We start from the raw sequence: 26,396 nt of genomic DNA, 5'->3' as shown, positions 1-26,396 counted from the left end.
GCGTCGATCATGGCGAAATATGCCTGCGTCGCCCGAATGTAAATGCGTGTCAGTGACGCGGGTGATGCTGACGTTAATTGTCCGGTAACGGAATGAACTCTTCCTCATCTCCAGGAACGATATCGAAGCGGCCCGTCTTCCATTCCTGCTTGGCCTGTTCGATGCGTTCCTTCGACGACGAGACGAAGTTCCACCAGATGTGGCGCGGAGAGCCGAGCGAAGCGCCGCCGAAGAGCATGAAATGGGCGCCGCGCTCGGACGACACGACGATCTCGTCGCCAGGCCGGAACACCAGCAGCCGTTCGGCCGGAAAACGGTCGCCCGAGATTGAGACATCGCCGTCCAGCGTGTAGATGGCGCGTTCCTCGGCGTCGGCGGGAATTTTGACGCTGGCGCCGGGCGCCAGCCTCAGATCGGCGTAGAGCGTCTCGGTGTCGGCTCTTACCGGCGAGCGCAGTCCCTGGAAATCGCCGATCACCACGCGGCCGGAAACACCTTCGGCGTCGATCTCGGGCAGAAGGAGCGCGGCCGTGTTCTCGAACACCGGCGCCACTTCCTCCTTGCCGTCGGGCAAAGCCAGCCATGTCTGCAGGCCGGAGACCGACATCGGCGCGCCGCGCAGTTCTTCGGGCGTGCGCTCGGAATGGACAATGCCGCGGCCGGCGGTCATCAAATTCACGTCGCCGGGCTGGATGACCATCTCGGTGCCGAGCGAATCGCGGTGCCTGATATTGCCGTCGAACAGATAGGTGACGGTGGAAAGCCCGATATGCGGGTGCGGGCGCACATCCATCGCCTGGCCGGCGCGCAAGATCGCCGGCCCCATGCGGTCGAAGAAGATGAAGGGACCGACCAGCCGCCGCTTTGCCGTGGGCAGAGCGCGACGAACCTGGAAGCCGCCAATGTCCTTGGCGTTTGGAATGACCATGAGCTCGATCTGGTCGCTGGCGAAGGCATCGCCAGGCTCAGGGTCCTTGCCGGGGAAGAAACTCATCTGGATGTCCTCAGGCGAAGCGGAGCGCCGATTTGGCTTTTGCCTTGGCCGCCACCTCTTCACGATTGCGCGGATGATGCGTGGTTTCCAGCGAATGCAGCAATTCATGCGCCGATTCGGCGATCGCCTCGACGGCACGGTCGAAGGCTGCCTGGTTGCGCTGCGAGGGGCGCGTCGTTCCGCTCAGTTTGCGCACGAATTGAAGGGCGGCGTCGCGGATCTCGTCATGGGTCGCCGGCGGCTCGAAATTGAACAGGGTCTTGATGTTTCTGCACATGCTTGAACTCCTATCTGCTTTATGCCCGCCCCATTCCACTACTCCGCGTCGAGCGGCTCCGTTCCCACCGGTTTGCCATCACGCGACAGCCTGATCTTCTCGACCTTGTCTTCGGCCGCCTTCAGCAGCCGGTCGCAATGGGCCTTCAGCGCCTCGCCGCGCTCATAGATCTTGATCGATTGGTCGAGCGGCACGTCGCCGCGTTCCAGATCATCGACGATCTTTTCCAGCGCGTCGAGTGCCTGCTCGAAGCTCATCGCCTTCACGTCTTCATTTGCTTCGCCAGCCATACTTTACCCCTTCATCAGCCGCCCGACATGGGCGGCGACCGAAAATGCCAGTCCCTGCAGATCGTAGCCGCCCTCAAGCAGGCTGACGAGCCGGTTGCCGCTGTGGCGCCCGGCGCGTTCCAGCAACTGGCCTGTCGCCCAGTCGAAATCGTCCTCGCTGAGGTTGATCTCGGCCAGCGGGTCGCGATGGTGAGCGTCGAAGCCTGCGGAAATGATGATCAGATCGGGCGCGAAATTGTCGAGCGCCGGCAGGACGCGCGACAGCAAGGCATCGCGAAACATGTCCGAGCCGGTCTGCGGCGCCAGCGGGGCGTTGACGATGTTGCCGGCGCCGGTTTCGCTCTTGGCGCCGGTGCCGGGATAGAGCGGCATCTGGTGCGTCGAACAATAGAGCACCGAGGGATCGTCCCAGAAGATGTCCTGCGTGCCGTTGCCGTGATGGACATCCCAATCGACGATAGCGACGCGCTCGGCGCCGTGTTTCTTTTGCGCATAACGCGCGGCAATCGCCGCGGTGTTGAACAGGCAAAAGCCCATCGCCGTGGTCTTTTCGGCGTGGTGGCCGGGCGGACGTGAGGCGACGAAGGCATTGGCGACGCGGCCCTCGAAGACGTCGTCGACAGCGGCGTTGGCGGCACCGATGGCGGTCACCACCGCCTGCCAGCTTTTCGGGCTGGCGCTGGTGTCGGCGTCGATCGAGGCAATGCCGCTTTCAGGGATCGCGGCGCGGACGCGGGCGACGAAATCCTCGGGGTGGGCGTAGAGGATTGTGGCCTCGTCGCCTTGCGGCGCCGTTACCCGATCGAGTGCGGTGAAGGCCTCGTCGTCGAGCACGCGCTCGATAGCGCGCAAGCGGTCCGGCCGCTCCGGATGACCGGGGGGCGTCAGATGTTCGAGGAAGATCGGATGGGTGTAGAGCCTGGTGACCATGACCCGATATAGGCGCGCCCGGCCGCTTTGACCATGGTTTGACGCCTCACCGCCCCGACGTTCAACAGGGATTACACCCCGGGCGCGGGCTGCGTCCAGCGCGAGCCGCCGAAGGAGGCCAGCGCCTTATCCCTGAGTTCCCTGAACTTGGACGACCCCTCGGCCAGCCGCTGGTCCCATTCGGCGTTCGGCACCTGGCCTTCGATGGTCTTGAAATAGACCTGCATCAGGCAGGCTATGGCGAAGGGTTCGATGAAGGCCGCCTTGAAGGCCCAGGCAAGGAGGATGGCGAGCACGAAGGCCCAGCCGCCGAGCTGCCCCGGAATGAACCACATGATGGCGGCGGCCGGCGCCAGCATCAAAAGGAAGATGACGAAGGACACACCCCACATGATGACCGCCAGCCAGACGGCGTTCTTGACCATGGTCTTGCCGTTCTGGGCATAGAGCACGACGCCTTGCCGGGCGGTTTCGAAGGGCGACGACGAGTTGATACGGATGTTGTAGCCGAGGATGATCTCGTCAACATAGGTCAGCGACAGGCGGATGACCGTATTGATGAAAGCGACCAGGCCGCCGAGGCCCGGAATGGGCAGGAAGGCGGCGATGCCGCCGATCAGGCCGGTGATGGCGCGGATGGCGCCCTTGACCAGCTGGTCGACCACGAAAAGGATGTTGGCCTCGGCGAAACGTTCCTTCACCACACCCTTGGCGTAGGCGATCTGGTCCTGGCCATTGGGAATCTCGCGGCCATCGATCAGATGGACCATGACGGCGATATGGCCGGCCTTGACGACATAGAGGATGTATTCGCGGATCCAGTACAGCGCGATCGAAACGACGCCGATGCCGACGATGCCGCCCCAGAGCGCAAAGGACAGCGGCCCGTCGGGATCGGTGGAGACATGGCCGACGCCATAGCCGACGGAGGCGCCGCTGCCGGTCGCCACGATATAGGCGAGCGTGATGCCGAAATAGATGATCATGCGAAGGGCAATGAAAGGCCATGTCCTGATCATGATGGACACCGACCTGCCGATTTCGAAATCCCACATGCGCCCGAATCTCCCCTCAGAGATGGACGGCGAGGATGAACCCGGGCCGGGAATTGTCAATCTCGGCAATGCCGGGGATCGGCTGGCGAGATTTCAGACCGGCTGCGAGTCCTGCTTTTTAAGCAAGCCTTCAAGCAACTGCTGGAAGGCCGCCACCACGGTCTTCGACGTGGCTTCGGGGTCGTTCGAATTGGCGATGCGCTGTGCCGCCTGGCTGCTGGCGCCGTTGATTAGTCTTGCGGCGGTTTCCGGGTCGACGCCGGGGACGACCACCCCCTCCTGCTGCAGCCTGGTCAGATGATCGGTCATTGAACCGACGCAGGCATTGGCATTCGGCCATTGCGCCGGATCGCCGAGCACAGCCGGACCGTCGCGAAACATGATGCGCTGGATTTCCGGCTCCAGCGCCATCTCGATATAGGTCGTGCATTCGTCGACGAAACGCTGCCAGCGGCTTGGCGCCCGCGACGCAATCTCATGGATGCGGACGGCCATCTCGCCATCGATTTCGGCGATGACGGCCTGCAGCAGGCCCTTCTTGTCGCCGAAATGATGATAGAGCGCACCGCGCGTCAGCCCGGCCGAGGCGGTGAAGTCGTCCATCGACGCGTCGGCATAGCCGATCGTGCCGAAAGCGTGGCGGGCCGCCGTGATCAGCTTGGCGCGCGTTTCGGCAATCATCTCCTTGCGGGGTCTGTGCATGGTTCTGGCCTTATTCACATACGCTTCGTATGCCAATTGACATACGCGGCGTATCGACTAGCTATATTCATACGCATCGTATGTAATTGTCGAATTGGCCTTTGTCGAGGAACCAGCCATGCAAAACCCATACTCGGAAATCTTTCGTGCCCCTGGAGCCAAGGGGTTTGCCGCCGCGGGTTTCCTCGCGCGACTGCCGATCGCCATGGCGCCGATCGGCATCGTGGCCATGCTGTCGCAGACACGTGGCGAATACTGGCTGGCGGGAGCTGTCTCGGCGACGTTCGCGCTGAGCAACGCTTTCGTGGCGCCGCAGATATCACGGCTGGTCGATCGCCTCGGCCAGACGCGGATCGTGATTCCGACCACCATCCTCACCGTGCTCGCCTTCGCGGTGCTGATTGCCGCAGCCAATCAGGACTGGCCGGTGTGGACGCTGTTTGTGTCGGCACTGGCGGCCGCCGCCATGCCCAGCATGCCGGCGATGGTGCGCGCGCGCTGGACCGAGATTTTTCGCGGCCGGCCGCAGATGAACACCGCATTCGCCTTCGAATCGGCGGCGGACGAACTCGTCTACATTGCAGGCGCATCGCTGTCGGTGGGCTTGAGTGCCGCTCTGTTCCCGGAAGCCGGTGTCCTGGTCAGCACGCTATTCCTCGCCCTTGGCTCGGCAGCCTTCATCCTGCAGCGTTCGACCGAACCACAAGTGCGGCCGGTGAATCATGTCTCGGGCGGCTCGGCAATCCGGCTCAGGCCGGTGCAGATCATCACCTTCGCCCTGATCTTCGTCGGCGCCACCTTCGCGACGACGGAAGTGAGCACGGTGGCGATCACCAAGGAACTCGGCCAGCCGGGCGCCGCCAGCCTCGTCATCGGCGTCTATGCGCTGGGATCGTTCGTGCTCGGCCTCGTCGTCGGTGCGCTCAACCTGAAAGCGCCGCTGCAGCGCCAGTTGTCCCTCGCGGTCGCCCTCGTTGCGCTCGGCACATTGCTGCCGCTCACCGCCGACACGGTGCCGCTGCTGGCGCTGACCGTTTTCATCAGCGGCGTGGCGATCTCGCCAACCTTCATCACCGCCTTCGGCCTGATCGAACGCCACGTGCCGGAAGCGATGCTGACCGAAGGCATCACCTGGGTGATGACAGGCATCGGCATCGGCATGGCGCTCGGTTCGTTTGCCGCCGGTGCGGTGGTGGATGAATTCGGCGCCCGCAACGGGTTCTGGGTCTCGGTGGCGGCCGGCGTCATCGCATTGGTCACGGTGTTGCTGGGCCAGCGCAGCCTGGCCACCCACACATGCGAGCTGGACGGATGCGACGCGGCCGCCGTTCCCGCGGAGTAAACGCACAAGCGTCCGGTCGGGAACGCGGATCGGACGCAGCTTCTCCAAAGGAGCGCGGCTCCCTACGACTGTTCAAGCCTCTTGCGGATCTCGTTTCCATCGAGAACGACAACAGGACTTCCCAGTGTCTCAACCATATCCGGGTTCAGATGGGGTATGGTTTCAGCGCGCCCGACCATCGGCGGACATTCTCCGGCGCAATACACGACCGAGCTGGTGACACGCAGGATTTTCCACAGCGCTTCGTAGAGGCGCGGATCGTCGGGCGGCCGCGCGACGGTGAAGCCTGAACATCGCGAGGCATCGCCGGGGTCGAAATTGAGATAGAGGTCGGCCGACGACGCATCGTCATAGGCGACGACCCAGCAGGTGAATTCAGGTTCACGCCTGGTGACGAACGGCGCGAAGGCATCCTCGACGATCGATGTGGGGAAGTAGCTCTCTTCGCCATCTTCAAAGCAATTGAGATAGGCCTCGAAGCTCATCCGACCGCCCCCTGTCCCCTAGAAAATCTCGGTCTTGGCGATATGAATGCCAAAGCCCTCAAGCCCGACATAGTGGCGCTCGCGCGAGGCGATCAGGTTGATCGAGGAAATGCCGAGGTCCTTCAGGATCTGGGCGCCGAGGCCGATTTCTCGCCACTCGTTCTCACGGCGGCGGGCCTCTTCGTGGTCCTCACGGTCGGCACTCATCGGCCGGTTGCGCTCCTGATGGGCGACGCCGACCGAACCCTCTCGGAGGTAAACGATGACGCCGCGCTTGCGTTCGCCCATCGCCTTCATAATGGCGTCGAGCCGGTGGCTGGTGCCGAACACGTCGGTCACCACATCCTCCGAATGCAGCCGCACCGGCACGTCCTCGCCGTCACGGATGTCGCCGAAAACGACCGCGACATGGTGCATGGAATCCCAGGGCAGCGTGTAGGTGAAGACCTGTGCCTTGCCGCCGAGTGTGTCGATTTCGGAGCAGGCGACGCGTTCGACCAGCGTTTCCTTGCGCTGCCGGTAGGCGATGAGGTCGGCGACCGAAACCTGCTTGAGGCCATGTTCCTCGGCAAAGCTCGCCACCTGCGGGCCGCGCTTGACGGTGCCGTCGTCATTGACCAACTCCGAGATCACGCCAACCGGCGGCAGGCCGGCAAGCTTGCAGAGATCGACCGCGGCTTCGGTATGGCCCGAACGCATCAGCACGCCGCCTTCCCTAGCGATCAGCGGGAAGATGTGGCCGGGGCGAACGAAATCCGAACCGCCGACATTGCCGTTGGCCAGGTTGCGCACGGTCAGCGTGCGGTCCTCGGCCGAAATGCCGGTGGTGGTGCCATGCTTGAAATCGACGCTGACGGTAAAGGCCGTGGTGTGGGCGGAATCATTGTCGGCGACCATCGGCTGCAGATTGAGCCGCTTGGCCTCCTCGCGCGGCATCGGCGTGCAAACGATGCCGGAGGTGTGACGGATGATGAAGGCCATTTTCTCCGGGCTGCAATGCACGGCGGCAACGATCAGGTCGCCCTCGTTCTCACGCCCGTCATCGTCCATGACGACGACGATCTCGCCGCGCTCGAAGGCGCGGATGGCTTCGACGATTTTCTTCTGATCGTATGGCATTGGCTCGCTTCGCTCGCAGGGAATAGGGGTTGGGCAGTAGGAGTTAGGGAAGGAAGGACGGGCTGGCCTACTGCCTAATCCCTACTGCCTAATCCCCGGCCTGTCTGTCCCCGGTGCCGCAGATAATGGTCGGCGATGGCGCAGGCAACCATGGCTTCGCCGATCGGCACGGCACGGATGCCGACGCAGGGATCGTGGCGGCCCTTGGTCATGACGTCGACGTCGTTGCCGTCCTTGTCGATGGATTTGCGCGGCGTCAGGATCGACGAGGTCGGCTTGACGGCGAACCGGGCGACGATCGCCTGGCCGGTCGAGATGCCGCCCAGAATGCCGCCGGCATTGTTGGACAGGAAGACCGGCTTGCCGTCATTGCCGATGCGCATCTCGTCGGCATTCTGTTCGCCGGTAATGCGGGCGGCTTCAAAACCGTTGCCGATCTCGACGCCCTTGACGGCGTTGATCGACATCAGGCCGGACGCGATGTCCTGGTCGAGCTTGGCGTAGATCGGCGCGCCAAGGCCGGCTGGCACGCCGTCGGCGATGATTTCAATAACCGCGCCCACGGAGGAGCCGGATTTGCGGATGCCGTCGAGATAGCTGGTGAAGACCGGAACGGAGGCCGGATCGGGGGTGAAGAACGGGTTTTCGGCGTCACCGATGAAATTCCAGTTCCAGTTGGCGCGGTCGATCGATTTCTCGCCCATAGACACCAGCGCGCCGCGCACCACCATTCCGGGCACCACCTTACGGGCGAGCGCGCCGGCGGCCACACGCGCGGCCGTCTCGCGCGCCGAGGAACGACCGCCGCCGCGATGGTCGCGCAGGCCGTATTTGACTTCATAGGTGTAGTCGGCGTGGCCGGGACGGTACTGGCGGGCAATCTCGCCATAGTCCTTGGAGCGCTGGTCGACATTCTCGATCAGCATCGAGACCGGCGTGCCGGTGGTGATCATCGTCTCGCCGTCCTCGTCGAGGATGAAGCCGGACAGCACCTTCACCTCGTCCGGCTCGCGGCGCTGGGTCACAAAACGTGACTGGCCGGGACGGCGCTTGTCGAGTTCGGCCTGGATTTCGGCCCGTGTGAAGCGGATCCCGGGCGGGCAGCCGTCGACGACACAGCCGAGCGACGGGCCATGGCTTTCGCCCCAGGTGGTGACGCGGAACAGATGGCCGAACGTGTTGTGAGACATGAATTTTAGCCCTGCCCGGCAGCGGACCGGATCAAAGGTGCGTTCTATTGGCGTTTTCCACAGCGGTCAAACTGTGATCCGGCGGTTTTAGTTTTGACACATTCGGTTGGTTTCTGCTCTCTTCCATCCGCCCGTTGAAAGCTCGCCGCCATCCGTGCAGGCGCAATGACAAAGAGGACGACGATGCGTACCCTGATTGGCGCTGCTGCCGCCATGTTGCTGATTTCCACCGCCGCCTATGCCGGCCAGACCGAAGGCCTGATCAAGAAGGTCGACAAGGACGCGCTGACGCTGACGCTGGAGGACGGCAAGTCCTTCAAGCTCAACGCCGAGACCGATCTCGATTCGCTGAAGCCCGGCATGGATATCGTCATTGCCTATGACGTGACGAATGGCGAGAACGTCGTCACCGACATGGAACTGCCCGACACCGAGTAACACCGACGCCGAACAGGGTCTTGCCGCTCGGCGGAGCCCTGCCCGGATAAACAGGACGGTCGTCCTGTTTTTATCTGCTCGAACCTAAAGCCAATCCAGACGCCCGTCCTGCAGCCTGAGCACCCGGTCCTGCCGCACTTCCAGGTTTGCCGCTTCATGTTCGGAAACACCTTCGACCATCCGAAACAGAGTCCGCACGACGCCACCATGCGTGACGCAGACCGTCTGGCGGTCGAGCGCCTCGAACCACGGCTTCACCCGTTCGAGCAGCATCTGGTAGCTTTCGGCGCCCTCGCCCGGCGGCTGGAAATTCCATTTGTTGCGTCGTCGCGCCTTCGCCGAGCCCGGCATTCGCGCATCGAGTTCGGCATAGGTAAAGCCCTGCCAGTCGCCAAAGTGCACCTCGACCAGACGCGGGTCGGTGCGGTAGGCATCGGGATCGAGTTGCATCGCCAAGCGTAGCCGCTGCATCGTCTCGCGCGTCCGCTTCATCGGGCTGGCGACAAAGTCGAAATCCTCAGGGTTCTGGATCAGTTCGGCCAGCCGCCGTCCATTGCGGGTCGCCTGCTCGCGGCCGAGCGCGTTGAGATCGGTGTCGGCCTGGCCCTGCAGCCGCGACTCGGCATTCCACTGCGTCTGGCCATGGCGCACGATGTAGACGAGCGGAACCATCGGGTCTTCCGGAAATCAGGACAGGCAGGCGGAAACCGCGGCAGAACTATTCCTTGACGGTCGAAATATCCGGCGCGTCGACCGCCTTCATGCCGACGACGTGATAGCCGGAATCGACATGGTGCACCTCGCCGGTGACGCCACGCGACAGGTCCGACAGGAAATACACGGCGGAATCGCCGACTTCTTCCTGGGTGACGGTCTGCTTCAGCGGCGAATTGTATTCGTTCCACTTGAGGATGTAGCGGAAGTCGCCGATGCCCGAAGCAGCCAAGGTCTTGATCGGCCCGGCCGAGATGGCGTTGACGCGGATCTTCTTGCCGCCGAGGTCGACGGCGAGATAGCGCACGCTGGCTTCGAGCGCGGCCTTGGCGACACCCATGACGTTGTAATGCGGCATGACCTTTTCGGCGCCGTAATAGGTCAGCGTCAGCAGCGAGCCGCCATCGGTCATCAACGCTTCGGCGCGCTTGGCGATGGTGGTGAAGGAATAGACCGAAATGTCCATGGTGCGCAGGAAATTGTCGCGCGTCGTCTCGACATAGCGTCCGGTCAGCTCGTCCTTGTCGGAAAAAGCGATGGCATGGACGAGGAAATCGAGCTTGCCGCCCCAATGCTTGGCGACATTGGCAAACACCTCGTCGAGGCTCGCCGGATCGGTGACATCGCAATGACCGGCGACAAAGGCGCCCAATTCCGCAGCCAGCGGCTCGACGCGCTTCTTGAACGCCTCGCCCTGATAGGTCAGCGCGATCTCGGCGCCATGGTCGACGCAGGCCTTGGCGATGCCGTAGGCAATCGATCTGTTGTTGGCGACGCCCAGTATAAGGCCGCGCTTGCCGGCCATAAGGCCCTGTCCACCCGCCATGTCAGCGCTCTCCGAAAGATTTTCTGCTTTGGAGTGCCTATCGCACAGGCAGAAAGGCGCATCAAGCGCAGACGGGGCGCGCGTTCAATTCAGACACTCGGCGTGACAACGAATGGGGGATAATAACGTTGTTGTGAGATTTGAACGCCTCACTGCGGCCAGCGCGCCTTGATGGCCCAGGCCCGGCCGACCAGCCGAATCGGCTGGTCGGCAACGCATCGGCCCTATCCAGCCATTTTGCGCCAGGGAATGAGCATTCCCACCTGCTTGCGGTAGAGGCGGTACTGGTCACCGAACATCGCGACGAGATCGCGTTCCTCGAGGAAGATGCCGAGCAGGATGTAGCCGGTGCTGCCCGCCGCGAACAGAAGATGGCCCCATGTCATGGACGGCGTCGCCCAGAAGGCCAGGAGAAAGCCGACATAGAGCGGGTGCCGGACCCATTTGTAGAACAGCGGCGTCCTGAACACGGGCGGCGCCGGTTCGCTCTTGCGCAAAGCGGCGAGAACCTGGCGCAGGCCGAACAGTTCGAAATGGTTGATCAGAAAGGTGCTGGTCAACAATACCGCCCAGCCGAGCCAGAACACGCCATGGATGACGGCGACCCAGACCGGGTTCTCGACCGTCCAGACGAGACCGGGAATCGGCCGCCATTGCCAGTAGAGGAGCAGCAGGATGAGGCTGGCCAGAAGCACATAGGTGCTGCGTTCGGCCGCGTGCGGGACAATCCGTGTCCACCAGCGCTTGAAAACCGGCCGCGCCATGATGCTGTGCTGGGCGGCGAAAAGACCGAGCAGCAGCGCATTGACGATGACGGCTTCGGCCGGACTTCCAGCGACTCCGGAATCGATCGATTTCGGCACGACCATGTTGCCGACGAAACCGACCGCATAGAGAAACGAACCGAGAAAAATCAGGTATGCGGCAACGCCGTAGATAAGGGTGATTACGCCCGCCATGAGTGCCCTCCATGCAAGCATCAGGATTCGGTCGGTCGACCGAATTCAGCGTCAAAAACCATAAATTTTCTGGCGAGTCAACTTGATCGGTCGCTCGACCGAGATAGAGTGGAGGGACGTCCAGCCCCGGACAGGAGAAGCTATGATCCGCCCAGATTGCATCGCTACCAGCGGCAGCCACGCCGCATGACGGACGCTGCCGAAGCCGTTACCCCGCCGCAGAACAAGCAAAAGCGCGACACGCGCGCCGAACTGATTTCGGCTGCCGAGTTATGCCTCCATCGAGGCGGTTATGCCGATCTGTCGACGCGCCGCGTTGCCGAGATCGCCGGCGTTCCGCTCAGCCAGATCCATTACCATTTCGGCTCCAAGGAACGGCTGTTCCTGGCCCTGCTCGACCATCTGAACGAGGGCCTGCTGAAGCGCCAGGCGGAGACTTTTGCGGCACCTATGCCGCTGTGGCAACGCTGGGAGCGCGCTTGCGATTTCCTCGACGATGATCTGGCGTCCGGCTATGTCCGGATCCTGCACGAGATGATCGCGGCAAGCCTGTCGAGCCCCGAGATCGCCAAGGCGGTGCGCCGCGACCTGCGCGGCTGGTTCGAACTGCTGGACGGACTGGCGCAAGAGGCGGAGCGGCGGTTCGGCGGCCTCGGGCCATTCTCCGCCGCCGAAGTGACCAGCCTGGTCAGCGCCGCATTCCTCGGCAGCGAGACGATGATCCTGCTTGAGATCGAGAGCCCGCATGTCCCGGTGCGGCAGGCGTTGCGCCGCTTCGGCGAAACCATCCGGCGGATGGAGGAAGCAGCGCCCGGCAGCTAGCCAGACAAGTCCAGCCGCGTCAGCCTTTGCGGCTGCGCATCAGCGCTTCGAGTTCGCTGTCGCCGCCTTCCGGCAGCATGATGCGGACATGGGCGTAGAGATCGCCATGGCCACCCGCCTTTTCCGGCAAGCCCCTGCCCTTCAGGCGCAGCACCTTATCGGAGCTCGACCAGGCCGGAATGTTGACCGCCAGCCTGCCGGTCGGCGTGTCGACCGGCACCTTGGCGCCCAGCACCGCGTCGGCCAACGCTACCTCCAGATCGGCATGCAGGTCACGGCCCTCGATGCGGTAGCGCGGGTGCCTGCGGATACGGATCTTGACCAGCGCATCGCCCGGCTGTCCCGGCCCCTGCTCGCCCTGGCCCTTCAGCCGGATGGTCTGTCCGTCCTCGACATAGACCGGCAGCTTGACCGCAATCTTGCGGCCGTCGGGGAACATCGCCGTCACCTTTTCTGCGGTCGCTATCTCCTCGATGGTGACGTCGAGCGTGACGTTGAGATCGGCGGCGGTCGCCTGCTGGCGGCGGTCGCCTGTTCCGGCGCCACGCGCGCCTGAAAAGGCGTCGCCGAAGATCTGGCTGAAGATATCGCTGTTGCCGTCGAACGGATCGCCGCCCGGACGCCCGGATCGGAATTCGAAGCGCGGGCCGCCGGCGCCCTGCTGGCGGCGGAAGCCACCGAACGGATCGCCGCCGCCGGCTGCGCCCTCGAAGCCCTGGAATTTCGGCTTGCCGTCGGCGTCGATCTCGCCGCGGTCGAAGGCCGCACGGTTCTTCTCGTCGCCGACGACCTCATAGGCCTGATTGGCGGCGGCAAAACGGTCCTTGGCCTTGGGATCATTCGGATTCTGGTCCGGATGATACTTTTTGGCGAGCTTGCGGTAGGCCGATTTTATGTCCTTGGCCGATGCGTTCTTGGCAACGCCCAGCACCTCATAGGGGTCGCGCATGCGTCCTGCCCTGGAAAATGAGTTAAATCCACGTTGGCCCTTATATGCGCTCCCATAGGAAGAAATTCCAGTGGCGCGCAGGCTTATCGAGGCTGAAATTGCGGCGCCCGCAAACCCTGGAAAATCAGAGCGGTTTGAAGTCCTGCATGTGCCAGCCGCCGGCCGCGGCGATGCACAATTGGCCCTTGAACAAAGCGACGCCGTCGAAGCTTTCGCGCGAGGCGGTAAAGCTGCGGCAGTCTTGGCCGTTGTCCTGCACTTCGGCGAGTTCGGTGATGGAGCCGCGCGAGCCGGTGTCGGCATTCGCCCACGGCACGGCCTGGCCGCGAAGCTCCTCGATGTCGGCCGAAGACACCGCATTGCCGATCGTGGTCTGGTCGGAAGCGCTGTCGGCGTCCGTCGATGTCACCCTGGCCGGCGCGCTTGAGGTGACGATGGAACGATCGACCTCGGCCTTTTCCAGGCTGAAGCCGCCGGCGCCGCAGGCGGCAAGCGGCAGTGCGATAATCACGATCACGGCTTTCGAACTGGCCGAAGCGATAACGCTCCATTGCCCGCTGTCAAAAGCTTGCGCGATACGCGACAATCGGCAACCTCCTGAAGCTCGAGACAATTTGAGAAAAACTATGAGTGACACTGAGTTAACAAGTAGTGACTTTACCGAAGCCGCCGAGCCGTTCCGGCTCTTTGCCGAGTGGCTGGAGGACGCCAAGAAAAGCGAAATCAACGACGCCAACGGCGTAGCACTTGCAACCGTCGATGCCGACGGCATGCCGGATGTGCGGATGGTGCTGCTCAAGGGTTTCGATGAAAGCGGCTTTGTCTTCTACACGAATTTCGAGAGCGCCAAGGGCCGCGAGATTCTTGGCAGCATGAAGGCGGCGATGTGCTTCCACTGGAAATCGCTGCGCCGCCAGGTGCGCATACGCGGTCCGGTGGAGATCGTCAGCGACGCTGAAGCCGACGCCTATTACGCGACGCGGCCGCGCGGCAGCCGGATCGGCGCATGGGCTTCGAAACAGTCGCGGCCGCTGGAAAGCCGCTTTGCCCTGGAGAAGGCGGTGGCCGAATACACGGCGCGCTACCCTATCGGCGAAATCCCGCGGCCAAAGCACTGGTCGGGCTTCCGCATCGTGCCGCAGGCGATCGAGTTCTGGCACGACCGGCCATTCCGGCTGCACGATCGGCTGGTCTTTTCGCGCAACGCCGAAGGCGGCTGGGACAAGACACGGCTTTATCCCTGAGGATAAGTTCAGGCCTTCTTGCGCGTCATGAAGGCCGTCAACGCGGCGCGCGCTTCGTCGGACTTCAGCCGCTCGGAGAAACGCTCGCTCTCCACCTTGATGCGGGCGACAAGCTCGTCGCGCGGGGCGCGCATCAGGTCACGAGCGATCTTCAGCGCCTGCGGCGGCTTGGCGGCGATCGCGCCGGCCGCGGCGAGTGCCGCGGCTTCTAGCCCGTCCTCCTCGACCACCTCATAGATCAGGCCGGCGGCCTTGGCGCGTTCGGCGGAAAAACCTTCGCCGAGTCCAAGCAGCGCAAAGGCGCCCTGCCTGCCGAGGATGAGCGGCGCCAGCAGGCTGGAGCCCGCCTCCGGCACCAGGCCGAGGTCGACGAAGGGTGTGCGGAACACCGTGCGCGGCGTGGCGAAAGTCAGGTCGCAATGCAAATTGAGCGTGGTGCCGATGCCGACCGCAATGCCGTCGACGCCGGAGACCATCGGCTTCTCCGTTTTGGCCAGCGCCATCAGGAAGTCCCAGACCTCGTTGCCGCCCTCACCGCCGGTGGCGATGACCAGGAAATCGGCGAGATCGTTGCCGGAAGAGAAGGCGCCAGGCACACCGAGGAAGACATGGACGCGAACCGCCGGGTCGGCATCGCCATCGGCCAGCGCCTTGGACATTGTCGCGTACATGGCGCGCGTCAGTGCGTTCTTCTTGTCGGGACGGTTCATGCGGATGATCTGGATGGCGCCCTGGCGCTCGACGAGAATATGGTCTGTCACGGTCATTCTTCCCTGGTGAGCGCTCTGGTATTCAGGCCGTTATCAGCGCCTTGCCGGCGGTAGCGAGGCTCTCGGCGCCATCGATGACGCGTTCCTTCAAGGCGCTGACTTCGCCGAGCAGGTTTTCGGCGAAAAAGCGGCAAAGGGCGATGCGGCTCTGCTGGGCAAGTCCGCCACGCGCCAGATAAGCGCCGCCGGCAGCAAGCGAGATCAGCCTGAGATAGGGGGTCGCACCGGCTTGCGCTTCGTCCAGACGGCCGTCGGCCAGCAGCTTCTGCAGGAAGCGCGTCGCCTCGGTGAGATCGTCGAACGCCTGGTCAAGCGCTTCGGCGGTGCGGCCGAAGCCCTGCAGGTTCGAGGTCCGCACCTCGTCGGCGATGGCCTTCAGTTCGGCGATATAGCCATGCACATGCTCGCCGCCGCCAAGCGGCAATTTGCGGGCTACAAGGTCGATCGCCTGGATGCCGTTGGTGCCTTCATAGATCGGCGCAATGCGGGCGTCGCGATAGAGCGCGGCCGCGCCCGTCTCCTCGATGAAGCCCATGCCGCCGTGGACCTGGACGCCGAGCGATGCGACATCGACGCCGATATCGGTGGAAAAGGCCTTGGCCAGCGGCGTCAGCAGATTGGCGCGATCGCGCCAATGCGCGGCCTCCTCGCCTGTCGACACACGCGCGAAGTCGATGGCATAGGCGCAGGAATACGAGATGGCGCGGGCGATCTGGGTCAAAGCCTTCATGGTCAAGAGATTGCGCTGCACGTCGGGGTGATGGACGATCGGCGCCATCCCGGCGCCTGAAAAGTCCGATGCCTTGCCCTGGCGGCGCTCATTGGCATAGGCGATCGCCTTCTGCGTCGCGGCTTCGGCCACTGCCACGCCCTGCATGCCGACGCAAAGCCTCGCGTTGTTCATCATGGTGAACATGCAGGCGAGCCCCTTGTTCTCCTCGCCGATCAGCCAACCGATGGCGCCGGGCGCAGCACCCTGGAACCCGTCGCCATAGATCATGGTGCAAGTCGGCGAGGCATGGATGCCGAGCTTGTGCTCGAGGCCGGAACAGAAGACGTCGTTGCGGGCGCCGAGCGAGCCGTCATCATTGACCAGGAATTTCGGCACCAAAAACAGCGAGATGCCGCGCGTGCCGGCCGGTGCGTCGGGCAGCCGCGCCAACACCAGATGGATGATGTTGTCGGTGAAATCATGCTCGCCATAGGTGATGAAGATTTTCTGGCCGAAGATGCGGTAGGTGCCGTCGCCGGCAGGCTCGGCGCGACTGCGCAAGGCGGCGAGATCGGAACCGGCCTGCGACTCGGTCAGGTTCATCGTCCCCATCCACTCGCCGGAGACGAGCTTTGCCAGATACTTTGCCTTCAGCGCTTCGGAAGCATGCTTGTCGAGCGCCTCGACCGCGCCCATGGTCAGCGTCGGGCCGATGCCAAAGGCCATGGCGGCGGAGTTCCACATTTCGAGCGCGGCAACGCCGACCATGGTCGGCAGGCCCTGGCCACCGAATTCTTCCGGTCCCGACAGCGCGTTCCAGCCGCCGTCGATCCAGCTGCGGTAAAGCGCCTTCCAGCCGGGCGGCGTGGTCACGGTCGCATCCTTCAGCACCGCGCCATGCTGGTCGCCGATCTTGTAGAGCGGCGCCACTTCCTCGCTGGCGAAGCGGCCGGCCTCGGACAGGATGGCGTCGACAAGGTCTTCGCCGAGGTCCCCGAACGTGCCGCGGTCGAGCGCCGGCTTGAGCCCGGCGACATGCTTGAGCGTGAACGAAATGTCGCCGACCGGGGCCTTGTACATGCCGCTTTCTCCTCCGCTGCTCCGGCCGCTCGATCCTAGGACCCGGGCCGATGCAAAACCATCCGCCTCTGGGCGGCCTCCGACCTTCTTTTTACGTAAACGTCAAACTTTGTCACGCGGATTTTCATCGAACTTCGTCGTCCACAGGTGGAGCGGGAGCGTAGCGGACGCCGAGTACCATGTCGCGACCTCGCGCTAGGGGCGCAACGGTGCAGAATTCCGCGCCGTGGCAGCGCTTCGAAGTCGCGGAATGCATACTATGGTCCGCGCCGCGTCGCTTCGCTCCTTGCTTCGCCATAGAATGACGAAATCGCGAGAGCGACAGGACTCCTGCCCGAAAGCACTTCCTTAACCATACCGGTCCACCATCGGTGTTTGGTCAGCGGGGATCCCCTGTTTGAAAACGCCGGCGCATCTTCTTCGCCGCTCAGCGATCGCTCTCGCGGCGATGATGGCGCTGACGTCAGCGGCTACAGCCTCGGACTTTTCCGAGCCTTGGCGGGATGGCGACCGCGCGCTGGTGGTCGACGCCTATGAATACAATTCCATCGACTGGGCGCAGCTTGCCACCGACAAGCGCATTGTCGGCTTCATCAACAAGGCCTCCGACGGGCTGCCGCCGCCCTATTTCTGCTACGGCGACGAGCCTACGGTCAAACTCTGCAAGACATTGTGGAAACGCTTTGCGGTGACGCGCGAGCTGTTTCAGACGCGCAAGGTGGTGGCCAAGGCGCTCGGCCTGAGATGGGGCGCGTATCATCTTGCCCGCCCCGGCAATCCGCTCGAGCAGGCCAACAGTTTCATCGATTTCGCCGAGCCAGCCCCTGACGATCTGCTCGCCCTCGATCTCGAAGGCAACGACCCCTCGCAATGGATGTCGCTCGAGGATGCCGAGGAATTCGTGCGCCAGGTGCACCGGCGGCTCGGCCGTTTCCCGATCCTCTACACCAACGGCAAGACCGCCCAGTACATCGCCGACAACCGCTACCAATACCGTCTGCTGTCGCGGCTGCCGCTCTGGTATGCGCGCTACAAGCCCGACATCGACGTGCATTTTCCGATGGGCAACTGGCAGGGCTATGCGCTGTGGCAGTTCTCGGCGCAGGCCAATTGCGGGCGCCTGCGCTGCCCCTACCGCGTCGCCGGCACGCCCAACGACATCGACGTCAACGTCGCGCCGATGGACGCGGCGGCACTGCGCCAGCAATGGCCCTTCGGCGGCCTGATCGACGTGCCGCCCGACTACCTCGCCTCGATACCGGTGCCGGTGTCGCGCGCGGCCGGGCTCGCCGGCAAAGTCACCATCACATACGCCGATGTGGCGACGCCACCGACGGTCGAGGAAATGGTGGCGGTGCTCGGCGCGCGCTGGCAGACATTCCGCGCCGCCTTCCGCATGCCGGTGGTCAAGACGGTGCCGCGCCGCGCGCGCTTCGGCATTGCCGAGTATGTCGCCTGGAAGCGGACCACGTATCGTTCGGAGGCTCTGCTCGAGGCCGCCTTCTCGCAGGCCGCCGACCCGGTCAGCACCGCTTCGACGGAACTGGTTCGCGAGCGCTGAGGCTTATGTGGCGGCGCTGGCCTTTTCCCGCGCCACCGCCTGCCAGCCTATGTCGCGGCGGCAGAAGCCTTGCGGCCAGTCGATACGGTCGAGCGCGGCGTAAGCGCGGCTTTGCGCTTCGCCCACCGTCTTGCCTGATGCCGTGACGTTGAGCACGCGGCCGCCATTGGCGACCAGCGCGCCGCCATTGATGGCAGTGCCGGCATGGAAAATCTCAACGCCTTCGCCAGCGGCTTCGTCGAGACCCCGAATGACCGAGCCTTTTTCCGGCGTCCCGGGATAGCCCTGCGCCGCCATCACCACGGTCAGCGCGGCATCGTCGCGCCAGCGGATCGAACTGTGCGCCAACTGGCCGTCGACGGCGGCGTTGAGCAGCACTAGCAGATCGTCCTTCAGCCGCATCATCAGCACCTGACACTCGGGATCGCCGAAGCGGGTGTTGTATTCGATCAGCTTCGGCCCCTTGTCGGTGATCATCAGCCCGGCAAACAGAATACCGGCGAACGGCGCGCCAAGCTCGGCCATGCCGCGCATGGTCGGCTCGACGATCTCGCGCATGGTGCGCTCGACCATTTCGGGGCTCATCACCGGCGCCGGCGAATAGGCGCCCATGCCGCCGGTGTTGGGGCCGGTATCGCCATCGCCGACGCGCTTGTGGTCCTGCGCGGTGCCAAAGGGAAGTGCGGTCGTGCCGTCGCACAGGCAGAAGAAACTCGCCTCCTCGCCGGTCATGAATTCCTCGACTACTACCTCAGCGCCGGCGTCACCGAATGCGCCGTCGAAACAAGCATCGAGGGCGGCGCGCGCCTCGTCCAGCGTCATGGCGATGGTGACGCCCTTGCCGGCGGCAAGCCCGTCGGCCTTGATGACGATCGGCGCGCCGACCTTTTCGACATAGGCTTTCGCCGAGGCAAGATCGGTGAAGCGGCCATAGGCGGCGGTCGGGATGCCGTATTTGGCGCAAAGGTCCTTGGTAAAACCTTTCGAGCCTTCGAGCCGCGCTGCCCGCTTCGACGGGCCGAAGACGCGGATGCCCTGCTCACGCAGATCGTCGGCAATGCCGGCGACCAGCGGCCCTTCCGGCCCGACGACGACGAGATCGATCGCGTTGTCCTGGCAGAAGCTGGCAACAGCGGCACGGTCGGCGATGTCGAGCTTGACCAGTTCGGCCTCGTGGGCGATGCCCGGATTGCCGGGCGCGGCATAGAGCCTGGTCAAAAGCGGCGAGGCCGCGATCTTCCAGGCCAGGGCATGTTCACGGCCGCCGGAGCCGATCAACAAAACGCGCATGCCGATGTCCCTTGTCATTTCACGACAGGGACTGCGCTATTGCCCCGGGCGGCGCGGGTCAAGAGTTTTACCTTGCGCCATACCGGTTGCGCACGGGAACGTCGCGCCGAGAGCACGGCGTCCCCGGCCGGTATCAGCTCTGGAAGACGACCGGGAACCAGTCCTCGCGCAGTTTCTGGCCGGGCTTCATGTCATGGCCGGGATAGGGCGGCGAGGTACGGCCGGGGCGCTCGACATAGCGCGCATCGTCGCCGACCCAGCGCAGCGACAGCGCCCGGCGACGCGCCGCGGTCGGATTGCCGCGCGCACCATGCGCGGTGCGGAAGTCGAACAGGATGGCGTCGCCCGGCTCCATCTCCCATTCGAGCACCTTCAGCGACGGGTCCTTGTCTGGATCCGGCACGGGCAGATAATCGCCCTCGCCGGCATAGAAATTGCTGTCATCGAGCCAGCGCACCGGCAGGATCATCTTGTCCCATTTGTGCGAGCCGGCGATCAGCCGCAGCGTCGCTTCCTTGACCGGATCGATCGGAATCCAGAAGCTGACGGTCTGGGTGCCATCGACGAAGTAATACGGGATGTCCTGGTGCCAAGGCGTCGGCTTTTGCGTGCCCGGTTCCTTGACCAGCACATGGTCGTGGAAGAACTGGGCGCTGCGCGACTGCATCGCCGCTGCCGCGAGTTCCGCGGCCGGGGAATTGCGCACCACGTCGACGAATTCGGGAATGCGCTCCCAATTGCAGTAATCGTCGAAGAAGCTGCCCTTGCCGTTGGCGATGTCCGAGGCCGTGGCGCTGCGGTTTTGCATGTTGCGCTCGATGCCGGCGGCGATGGTGCCGACCCAGTCCTTGAAGGCGCCGCGTATGCAGACCGCGCCGTCGCGCTGGTAGTCGGCAATCGCTGCGGCATCAATATGTCTGGCGGCCATCTCATGTCTTCCCTGTTTCGATGACCGACTATCGCAGCCGCCGCACATCGCGTAAAATAATAACTTCTCATCTCCCTTATAGCTTTACTCTATGAACCTGACCCTCACCCAGTTGCGCTACCTCGTCACTGTTGCCCGTCACGGCAGCGTCACCGTGGCCGCCCGGATGCTGAACGTCTCGCAGCCCTCGATCTCGGTGGCGATCGACAATGTCGAAGCGACGCTCGGCCAGAAACTGTTCGTGCGCCAGCGCGGCAGCGGCATCGCGCTGACCTCGTTCGGCCGCAGCGCGGTGGCGAAGGCAAAGCAGGTGCTGGCCGAAGCGGACGAACTGGTTGGGCTCGGGACGCGCGACGCCGATGTCGGGGGCGAACTTGTGCTCGGCTGTTTCGAGGATCTGGCGCCCTATTTCGCGCCGGCGCTGATCCGCGCTTTTTCGCAACGCTGCCCGGCGGTCACCGTGGTGGTCCGCGACGAGACCTTCGAGACGCTCGGCCGGCGGCTCGGCGATGCGGCAATCGATCTCGGCCTGACCTACGATCTCGGCCTGCCCTCGCACTTCGCCCGCATCCTGCTGCATGAGCTGCGGCCACACGCGCTTCTGCCGCAAGGCCACGCGCTGGCCAGCCAGGCCAGTGTCAGCCTGGCGGAGCTGGCGACCCATCCCTTGATCACCACCGACCAGCCGCACAGCTGGCAGCATATGCTGGACCTGTTCCTCAGCCGCGGCCTGTCGCCGGTCTCGCAATCGACGGCGAGTTCGTTCGAACTGCAGCGCAGCATGGTCGCCAACGGCTTCGGCGTCGCGGTGAGCTACACCAGGCCTTATGGCGACAGGAGTTATGACGGGCTGCCGCTGGTCTGCAAGCCGCTGTCCGATCCGCTGCCTATGCAGCGCATCATCCTCACCCATGACACAAGGCAAAGGCTGTCGAAGGCGGCGCTGGCCTTCACGGAGGTGGCGAAGGAATGGTTTGCCAGCCACGATATTTTCACCGCCTGAGCGACAATGCGGCCGCTTGACGGGGCACGCCGCTGCTGCCACTCCAGCACGATGGAAACCATCCAGTCGAAAGCCGCACAGGGCCGCGTCGCCGACGCGCCGAGCGGCCATTGGGTCTACAAGATATTGCCGCGCTGGCTGTGGCCTTACGCGCAGCTTGCGCGCTGGGACCGGCCGATCGGCTGGCAATTGCTGCTGTGGCCCTGCTGGTGGTCGGCAGCGCTTGCGGCCAGCGCCTATCCCCGCCCGGCAGACCCGTTGCTGACATTACTGCCGTCGCCGTGGTTCCTGTTCCTGTTCTTTGTCGGCGCCGTCGCCATGCGTGGCGCCGGCTGCACCTATAACGACATTGTCGACCAGGACATCGACAACAAGGTCGAGCGCACGCGCTCACGGCCATTGCCGGCCGGCAAGGTGACGCGCCGCCAAGCCTGGATATTCCTGGTCATCCAGGCGTTGCTGGGGCTGGTCGTGCTGTTGCAGTTCAACGACTTCGCCATTCCGCTCGGCATCGTCTCGCTGGTCATCGTTGCCGTCTATCCCTTCATGAAGCGCTTCACCAACTGGCCGCAATTGGTGCTCGGGCTCGCCTTCTCCTGGGGTGCGCTGATGGGCTGGGCGGTCGAGTTCGGCGATCTCGATGGCCCGGCCGTCATGCTCTATATCGGCTCGATCCTGTGGGTGATCGGCTACGACACCATCTATGCACATCAGGACAAGGAAGACGACGCCATCGTCGGCGTGCGCTCGACGGCGCGGCTGTTCGGCGACAACACCAAGACCTGGCTGGTCGGGCTTTATGGCGGCACGCTGGTCTGCTTCGCAATCGCCTTCGCCTCGGCGCAGGCGCCGGTGGTGGCGCTGGCCGGGCTGATCGCCGCCGGCGCCCATATGGCGCGGCAGATAGCGGTTCTGGATATCGACGATCCCGATCAATGCCTGCGGCTGTTCAAATCCAACAACCAGGTCGGCTGGTTGATCTTCATCGGCCTGATCGGCGGTGCGCTGTGGGTGGCGCTAAAGCCGCTGGTGTAGGCTCCCTCTTCCTTCTCCCCTTGTGGGAGAAGGTGGATCGACGCGCAGCGCCGAGACGGATGAGGGGTGCTCCAGCGGAGTTAGGCGTTGGCGTTCCCTGGAACACCCCTCATCCGTCTTGCCGCTTCGCGGCAATCCACCTTCCCCCACAAGGGGGGAAGGAGAAGAGCGCTCTATTCTCTCGAAATAATCTCCTGGCCGTCGATCACCAGCCTCAGCCCGAGATTGCCGGCCCTGCGGCGGGCGAGGAAGCGCGGGCGGCGCGTGGTCGAGACCCGGCCTTTGCGGCGATCCTTGGCCGGCAGCGCCTTGATGGCGGCGCCCAGCGATTCCTCAAGCGTGCGGGCAATTCCGTCGGATTCGATCAAAAGCATCTGCAGCCGATAGGCATCGGCCCAGGCGCGCCAGTCGGCGGCGACGTCTTCGAGATCGTCGGCCACCAGCAGCGGCACCGACAGCATCGGGTCGTTGTGTAGGAGTTCCAGGGTTACCGTGACATTGCCTTCCGGATCCTCCATCGCGCGGGCGGCGACGCCGCGAAACGCGTTGGCGGGCAGCGCGATGATCGCCGGCACGCCGCTCATCTCGAGCGTGCGGCGGATGACGGCGCCGCGCTGGTCGATGGTGAAGGTAACGTCGCCATAGTCGTCGCGCGTGGCATAGCTCACCACTTGCGGCAGGCGGAATGGGTCGAGGCGCATGTTGCGCCCGGCCCAGACGGGCTTCAATACACTGTTCATCTGCTGCCTTCCTGTGTTTCTCCTGAGAGCCGCTTTCACGGATCCCACCGGGCCAGTTTTCCCGGCCTCGTTGTGTGAAACATTAGCGCGAGCTTCTGCCGCCCGGCTTAAGAAAGTCAGTTAAATTTTGCTGATCTCAGGCGATGGTTATCGGAATGAGACCAGCCACAAAATGTTGAAAGGATCAGATAACCTTACCGGGATTCATGATGCCGGCCGGATCGAAGACGGCCTTCACCCGGCGCATCAGCTCGATCGCCATGGGCGGCGCGGTGGCGATCAGCTCGTCGCGCTTCAACTGGCCGATGCCATGCTCGGCCGAGATCGAACCGTGGAAGGAGCGCACGACATCGTGCACGGCATGGTTCATGGCGTGGTAGAGGCCGAGAAACGCTTCGTCGTCACCGCCCTCCGGCCGGGAGATGTTGTAGTGCAGATTGCCGTCGCCCATATGACCGAAGCAGACCACGCGCGCCTGCGGACTGACCGAAGCCACTGCACCGGCCGCCTTTTCGATAAACGCCGGGATGGATGCCACCGGCACCGAAATATCGTGCTTGATCGACGCGCCTTCGGGCTTTTGCGAATCCGGCAGCACCTCGCGGAAATTCCAGAAAGCGTCGCCCTGCGCCAGGCTTGCCGCGATCACCGCGTCGCCGACGATGCCTTGTTCGAGGCCTGCCGACAGCACTTCTTCGATCAGCCCCCTGGCGTCCTCGGCCGAACGGCCCGACGACACCTGCATCAGCACATACCATGGCCAACGCTGCACCAGCGGCCGCGTGACGCCCTGCGCATGGCGCAGCGTGAAATCATACGGACGCTGGCCGATCAGCTCGAAGGCGGTGAGTGCCGCCCCTGCCCGGTCCATCGCCAGGCTGAACAGCGAAAGCGCTGCTTCCGGCGACGACAGGCCGGCAAAGGCCACTTCGCGCCCCTTGGGCTTGGGAAACAGTTTCAGCACCGCTGCGGTGATGATGCCGAGCGTGCCTTCGGCGCCGACGAACAGGTTCTTCAGATCGTAGCCGGTGTTGTCCTTCTTCAATTTGCGCAGATCGTCGAAGACCTCGCCAGTCGGCAGCACCACTTCGACGCCGAGGCAGAGTTCGCGCGCATTGCCATAGGCAAGCACGCCGGTGCCGCCGGCATTGGACGAGAGATTGCCGCCGATCTGGCAGGACCCTTGCGCGGCGAGCGACAGCGGAAACAGCCGGTCGGCGGCATCGGCCGCTTCCTGCAGCGTCTGCAGGATAACGCCGGCCTCGACGGTTACCGTGTTGGAGAAGACGTCGATCTCGCGAATGCGGTTCAGCCGCGACAAAGAAAGCACGATCTCGCGGCCGGATGCGTCAGGCACCTGGGCGCCGACCAGCCCGGTGTTGCCGCTTTGCGGCACGACCGGCGTTCCCGTCTCGCTCGCCAGGCGCATGATCCGGCTGACCTCGTCGACGCTGCCGGGACGCAACACCAAGGCGGTCCTGCCGTGCCATAGGCCGCGCCGCTCGGTAAGATACGGCGCAATATCGGCCTGGTCGCGCAGCGCAAATTTGTCGCCGACGATTGCCGCGAAGCGGGCGATGAGAGCGGGGTCGAGATCGAAGGGGGAGTCGTTCATGGGCGCAAACTATGGCGCTCAGTCGAGCTTGTCACGGGGGGCAGCGGCACGAAACAGCCGATCGTTGATCGCCTCGCCGAGCCCATCGAACGGGATCGGCTCGACGGCGATCGTCGCCGCGCCGCTGCGGTCGAGTTCCTGCAGATACGCGAACAGATTGCTTGCGGCTTCGCGCAAATCGCCCGATGCGGACAGGTTGCGCAAGGCCGCGGCCGCTTGCCAGCCTTCCGCGCGCTGCTCGCCAAAGGCCAGCAAAGCCTCGCCCGCGCCCACGCTTTGCGCATTGAGCCGCACCCCGGCGCCCGGCGCGTAATGCGACGCCAGCATGCCTGGCGCCTCGATGCCGGCTGTCGCGCCGCGCTGCAGCTTGATGCCGGTGACGGCCTCGATATCGGCGGCAGCGATGCCGCCTGGCCTCAGCAGCCGCACGCTGTTGCCTTCGACCTTGACGATGGTCGATTCCAGCCCGACCGGGGTGGCGCCGCCATCGACCACCAGCCGGATTTTGGCGCCGAGATCGGCCGCCACGGCTTGCGCCGTCGTCGCGCTTATCTTGCCCGAAGAGTTCGCGCTGGGCGCGGCCAGCGGCCGGCCGAGCCTGGCGATCAGCTCTCCGCCGAAGCCCCTCGGCATGCGCAGCGCGATCGTATCGAGCCCGGCGGTGACCAGCGGATGGATGCCGTTGCCGGGTCGGAGCGGCAGCACCAGCGTCAGCGGCCCCGGCCAGAACGCCTCGGCCAGCCGCTTCGACAGCGGGTCGAAGATCGCAATGCGCTCGGCCATCGCGAGATCGGCGACATGGGCGATCAGCGGGTTGAAGCGCGGCCGGCCCTTGGCTTCGAAGATGCGGGCGACGCCGACGCCATTGGTCGCGTCGCTGGCCAGTCCATAGACGGTCTCCGTCGGGATAGCGACGACGTCGCCGCCCTCGAGCAGCGCCAACGCCTGCTCCATCGCTGCGCCGACGGATAGTATCTCAGCCACTCGCTTCACCTCACAGGCACCGGACCTAAAGCGCGTCGCGCTGAACCGGATTCATGCGACGCGCTTTAGGTCTTTGTTTTGATGCATGTCGTTCTCTCAAAACCGGGGCCACTTTTGAGCGACATGCATTAGAGCGGTTCAGCGGTTCGCTGAAACGCTCTAAGTATTTGTTTTTGCGCAATTCCGGACGGAAAACCGCTACTCACTTTTCCTGGAATTGCTCTAATACGGCAGTGGTTTTCGGGCAAGCCGGCGTTGGCGAATTATCAATGCCTAAAATGCTACGTTTCCCTGCAAGCCGGCATCAATCCACTGGGGTTAAGGCTATTTGCGGTTAGGGCT

Annotated in this window: 28 protein-coding genes; 7 read left to right on the top strand and 21 right to left on the bottom strand. The window is 64.0% G+C overall.

What is annotated here, in order from left to right:
• Window positions 1–73: 73 nt before the first annotated feature.
• The 6 genes from NKJ80_RS24125 to NKJ80_RS24100 form a co-directional block, all read right to left on the bottom strand.
• Window positions 74–994: a pirin family protein gene (locus NKJ80_RS24125; RefSeq protein ID WP_023685413.1), complete on the bottom strand. Its 921-nt coding sequence runs from the start codon at window positions 992–994 to the stop codon at window positions 74–76.
• A gap of 10 nt (window positions 995–1,004) precedes the next feature.
• Complete coding sequence (locus NKJ80_RS24120; RefSeq protein WP_023668432.1) at window positions 1,005–1,271, bottom strand: DUF2277 domain-containing protein; 267 nt, start codon at window positions 1,269–1,271, stop codon at window positions 1,005–1,007.
• 38 nt (window positions 1,272–1,309) lie between these two features.
• Window positions 1,310–1,561: an exodeoxyribonuclease VII small subunit gene (locus NKJ80_RS24115; protein WP_023668433.1), complete on the bottom strand. Its 252-nt coding sequence runs from the start codon at window positions 1,559–1,561 to the stop codon at window positions 1,310–1,312.
• Window positions 1,562–1,564: 3 nt separating this feature from the next.
• Window positions 1,565–2,491 carry a histone deacetylase family protein gene (locus NKJ80_RS24110; RefSeq protein ID WP_023747548.1) on the bottom strand — a complete coding sequence of 309 codons (927 nt, stop codon included), beginning with the start codon at window positions 2,489–2,491 and terminating at the stop codon, window positions 1,565–1,567.
• A gap of 71 nt (window positions 2,492–2,562) precedes the next feature.
• Window positions 2,563–3,546, bottom strand: coding sequence for a hypothetical protein (locus tag NKJ80_RS24105; protein WP_352498426.1), 984 nt, complete (start codon window positions 3,544–3,546; stop codon window positions 2,563–2,565).
• Between the two features lie 93 nt (window positions 3,547–3,639).
• Window positions 3,640–4,248, bottom strand: coding sequence for a TetR/AcrR family transcriptional regulator (locus NKJ80_RS24100; protein ID WP_023747550.1), 609 nt, complete (start codon window positions 4,246–4,248; stop codon window positions 3,640–3,642).
• 118 nt (window positions 4,249–4,366) lie between these two features.
• Here NKJ80_RS24100 and NKJ80_RS24095 point away from each other — a divergent pair, with 118 nt between their 5' ends.
• Complete coding sequence (locus tag NKJ80_RS24095; protein ID WP_352498425.1) at window positions 4,367–5,590, top strand: MFS transporter; 1,224 nt, start codon at window positions 4,367–4,369, stop codon at window positions 5,588–5,590.
• A 62-nt stretch (window positions 5,591–5,652) separates the two neighbouring features.
• On the opposite strand, the gene NKJ80_RS24090 is transcribed toward NKJ80_RS24095, so the two are convergent.
• From NKJ80_RS24090 to aroC, 3 genes are all read right to left on the bottom strand, one after another.
• A complete protein-coding gene (locus NKJ80_RS24090) occupies window positions 5,653–6,075 on the bottom strand; it encodes a hypothetical protein (RefSeq protein ID WP_023685408.1) in 423 nt (140 codons plus the stop codon).
• An 18-nt stretch (window positions 6,076–6,093) separates the two neighbouring features.
• Complete coding sequence (ribB, locus tag NKJ80_RS24085) at window positions 6,094–7,194, bottom strand: 3,4-dihydroxy-2-butanone-4-phosphate synthase (RefSeq protein ID WP_023685407.1); 1,101 nt, start codon at window positions 7,192–7,194, stop codon at window positions 6,094–6,096.
• Window positions 7,195–7,268: 74 nt separating this feature from the next.
• Complete coding sequence (gene aroC, locus NKJ80_RS24080; protein ID WP_352498424.1) at window positions 7,269–8,384, bottom strand: chorismate synthase; 1,116 nt, start codon at window positions 8,382–8,384, stop codon at window positions 7,269–7,271.
• A 183-nt stretch (window positions 8,385–8,567) separates the two neighbouring features.
• Between aroC and NKJ80_RS24075 the strand changes: the two genes are divergently transcribed.
• Window positions 8,568–8,822, top strand: coding sequence for a DUF1344 domain-containing protein (locus tag NKJ80_RS24075; RefSeq protein ID WP_023685405.1), 255 nt, complete (start codon window positions 8,568–8,570; stop codon window positions 8,820–8,822).
• Between the two features lie 84 nt (window positions 8,823–8,906).
• On the opposite strand, the gene NKJ80_RS24070 is transcribed toward NKJ80_RS24075, so the two are convergent.
• The 3 genes from NKJ80_RS24070 to mddA form a co-directional block, all read right to left on the bottom strand.
• Window positions 8,907–9,494 carry a histidine phosphatase family protein gene (locus NKJ80_RS24070; RefSeq protein WP_023685404.1) on the bottom strand — a complete coding sequence of 196 codons (588 nt, stop codon included), beginning with the start codon at window positions 9,492–9,494 and terminating at the stop codon, window positions 8,907–8,909.
• A 46-nt stretch (window positions 9,495–9,540) separates the two neighbouring features.
• Window positions 9,541–10,362 carry an enoyl-ACP reductase FabI gene (gene fabI / locus NKJ80_RS24065; protein ID WP_023727494.1) on the bottom strand — a complete coding sequence of 274 codons (822 nt, stop codon included), beginning with the start codon at window positions 10,360–10,362 and terminating at the stop codon, window positions 9,541–9,543.
• A 224-nt stretch (window positions 10,363–10,586) separates the two neighbouring features.
• A complete protein-coding gene (gene mddA / locus NKJ80_RS24060; RefSeq protein WP_023698505.1) occupies window positions 10,587–11,321 on the bottom strand; it encodes a methanethiol S-methyltransferase in 735 nt (244 codons plus the stop codon).
• Window positions 11,322–11,507: 186 nt separating this feature from the next.
• Here mddA and NKJ80_RS24055 point away from each other — a divergent pair, with 186 nt between their 5' ends.
• Window positions 11,508–12,143, top strand: coding sequence for a TetR/AcrR family transcriptional regulator (locus NKJ80_RS24055; RefSeq protein WP_023692089.1), 636 nt, complete (start codon window positions 11,508–11,510; stop codon window positions 12,141–12,143).
• A 19-nt stretch (window positions 12,144–12,162) separates the two neighbouring features.
• Here the strand turns inward: NKJ80_RS24055 and NKJ80_RS24050 are convergent, their stop codons facing one another.
• Window positions 12,163–13,092 carry a DnaJ C-terminal domain-containing protein gene (locus NKJ80_RS24050; protein WP_023702031.1) on the bottom strand — a complete coding sequence of 310 codons (930 nt, stop codon included), beginning with the start codon at window positions 13,090–13,092 and terminating at the stop codon, window positions 12,163–12,165.
• Between the two features lie 124 nt (window positions 13,093–13,216).
• The gene (locus NKJ80_RS24045; RefSeq protein ID WP_023698503.1) at window positions 13,217–13,678 is read right to left on the bottom strand and encodes an RT0821/Lpp0805 family surface protein; all 462 of its coding nucleotides are present in this window, start codon (window positions 13,676–13,678) and stop codon (window positions 13,217–13,219) included.
• A gap of 28 nt (window positions 13,679–13,706) precedes the next feature.
• Between NKJ80_RS24045 and pdxH the strand changes: the two genes are divergently transcribed.
• Window positions 13,707–14,336, top strand: coding sequence for a pyridoxamine 5'-phosphate oxidase (pdxH, locus tag NKJ80_RS24040; RefSeq protein WP_081725434.1), 630 nt, complete (start codon window positions 13,707–13,709; stop codon window positions 14,334–14,336).
• Between the two features lie 8 nt (window positions 14,337–14,344).
• Here the strand turns inward: pdxH and NKJ80_RS24035 are convergent, their stop codons facing one another.
• Window positions 14,345–15,097, bottom strand: coding sequence for a crotonase/enoyl-CoA hydratase family protein (locus NKJ80_RS24035; RefSeq protein WP_023738480.1), 753 nt, complete (start codon window positions 15,095–15,097; stop codon window positions 14,345–14,347).
• A gap of 31 nt (window positions 15,098–15,128) precedes the next feature.
• Window positions 15,129–16,898, bottom strand: coding sequence for an acyl-CoA dehydrogenase family protein (locus tag NKJ80_RS24030; RefSeq protein ID WP_286456335.1), 1,770 nt, complete (start codon window positions 16,896–16,898; stop codon window positions 15,129–15,131).
• A gap of 448 nt (window positions 16,899–17,346) precedes the next feature.
• Here NKJ80_RS24030 and NKJ80_RS24025 point away from each other — a divergent pair, with 448 nt between their 5' ends.
• Entirely contained in the window at window positions 17,347–18,459 is a 1,113-nt protein-coding gene (locus tag NKJ80_RS24025; RefSeq protein ID WP_023806746.1) for a glycoside hydrolase family 25 protein, read from the top strand.
• Between the two features lie 3 nt (window positions 18,460–18,462).
• On the opposite strand, the gene purD is transcribed toward NKJ80_RS24025, so the two are convergent.
• Window positions 18,463–19,749: a phosphoribosylamine--glycine ligase gene (gene purD / locus NKJ80_RS24020; RefSeq protein ID WP_023735585.1), complete on the bottom strand. Its 1,287-nt coding sequence runs from the start codon at window positions 19,747–19,749 to the stop codon at window positions 18,463–18,465.
• Between the two features lie 133 nt (window positions 19,750–19,882).
• Window positions 19,883–20,677, bottom strand: coding sequence for a phytanoyl-CoA dioxygenase family protein (locus NKJ80_RS24015; RefSeq protein ID WP_023706642.1), 795 nt, complete (start codon window positions 20,675–20,677; stop codon window positions 19,883–19,885).
• 91 nt (window positions 20,678–20,768) lie between these two features.
• Between NKJ80_RS24015 and NKJ80_RS24010 the strand changes: the two genes are divergently transcribed.
• Both NKJ80_RS24010 and ubiA read left to right on the top strand, forming a co-directional pair.
• Window positions 20,769–21,680, top strand: coding sequence for a LysR family transcriptional regulator (locus tag NKJ80_RS24010; RefSeq protein WP_023687123.1), 912 nt, complete (start codon window positions 20,769–20,771; stop codon window positions 21,678–21,680).
• A 51-nt stretch (window positions 21,681–21,731) separates the two neighbouring features.
• A complete protein-coding gene (ubiA, locus tag NKJ80_RS24005; RefSeq protein ID WP_023692096.1) occupies window positions 21,732–22,715 on the top strand; it encodes a 4-hydroxybenzoate octaprenyltransferase in 984 nt (327 codons plus the stop codon).
• 173 nt (window positions 22,716–22,888) lie between these two features.
• Here ubiA and NKJ80_RS24000 read toward each other — a convergent pair whose 3' ends face one another.
• From NKJ80_RS24000 to NKJ80_RS23990, 3 genes are all read right to left on the bottom strand, one after another.
• Window positions 22,889–23,455 carry a DUF6101 family protein gene (locus NKJ80_RS24000; RefSeq protein WP_352498423.1) on the bottom strand — a complete coding sequence of 189 codons (567 nt, stop codon included), beginning with the start codon at window positions 23,453–23,455 and terminating at the stop codon, window positions 22,889–22,891.
• A gap of 184 nt (window positions 23,456–23,639) precedes the next feature.
• On the bottom strand, window positions 23,640–25,070 hold the full coding sequence (locus NKJ80_RS23995) for an FAD-binding oxidoreductase (protein WP_352498422.1): 1,431 nt from the start codon (window positions 25,068–25,070) through the stop codon (window positions 23,640–23,642).
• Window positions 25,071–25,088: 18 nt separating this feature from the next.
• Window positions 25,089–26,054 carry an L-threonylcarbamoyladenylate synthase gene (locus tag NKJ80_RS23990; RefSeq protein WP_352498421.1) on the bottom strand — a complete coding sequence of 322 codons (966 nt, stop codon included), beginning with the start codon at window positions 26,052–26,054 and terminating at the stop codon, window positions 25,089–25,091.
• Window positions 26,055–26,396 lie beyond the last annotated feature (342 nt).

It is taken from the genome of Mesorhizobium sp. M0030 (assembly GCF_040323695.1).
Lineage (GTDB): Bacteria > Pseudomonadota > Alphaproteobacteria > Rhizobiales > Rhizobiaceae > Mesorhizobium.
The sequence above is the reverse complement of the archived record's forward strand: the minus strand, read 5'-3'. Positions and strand labels throughout refer to the sequence as shown.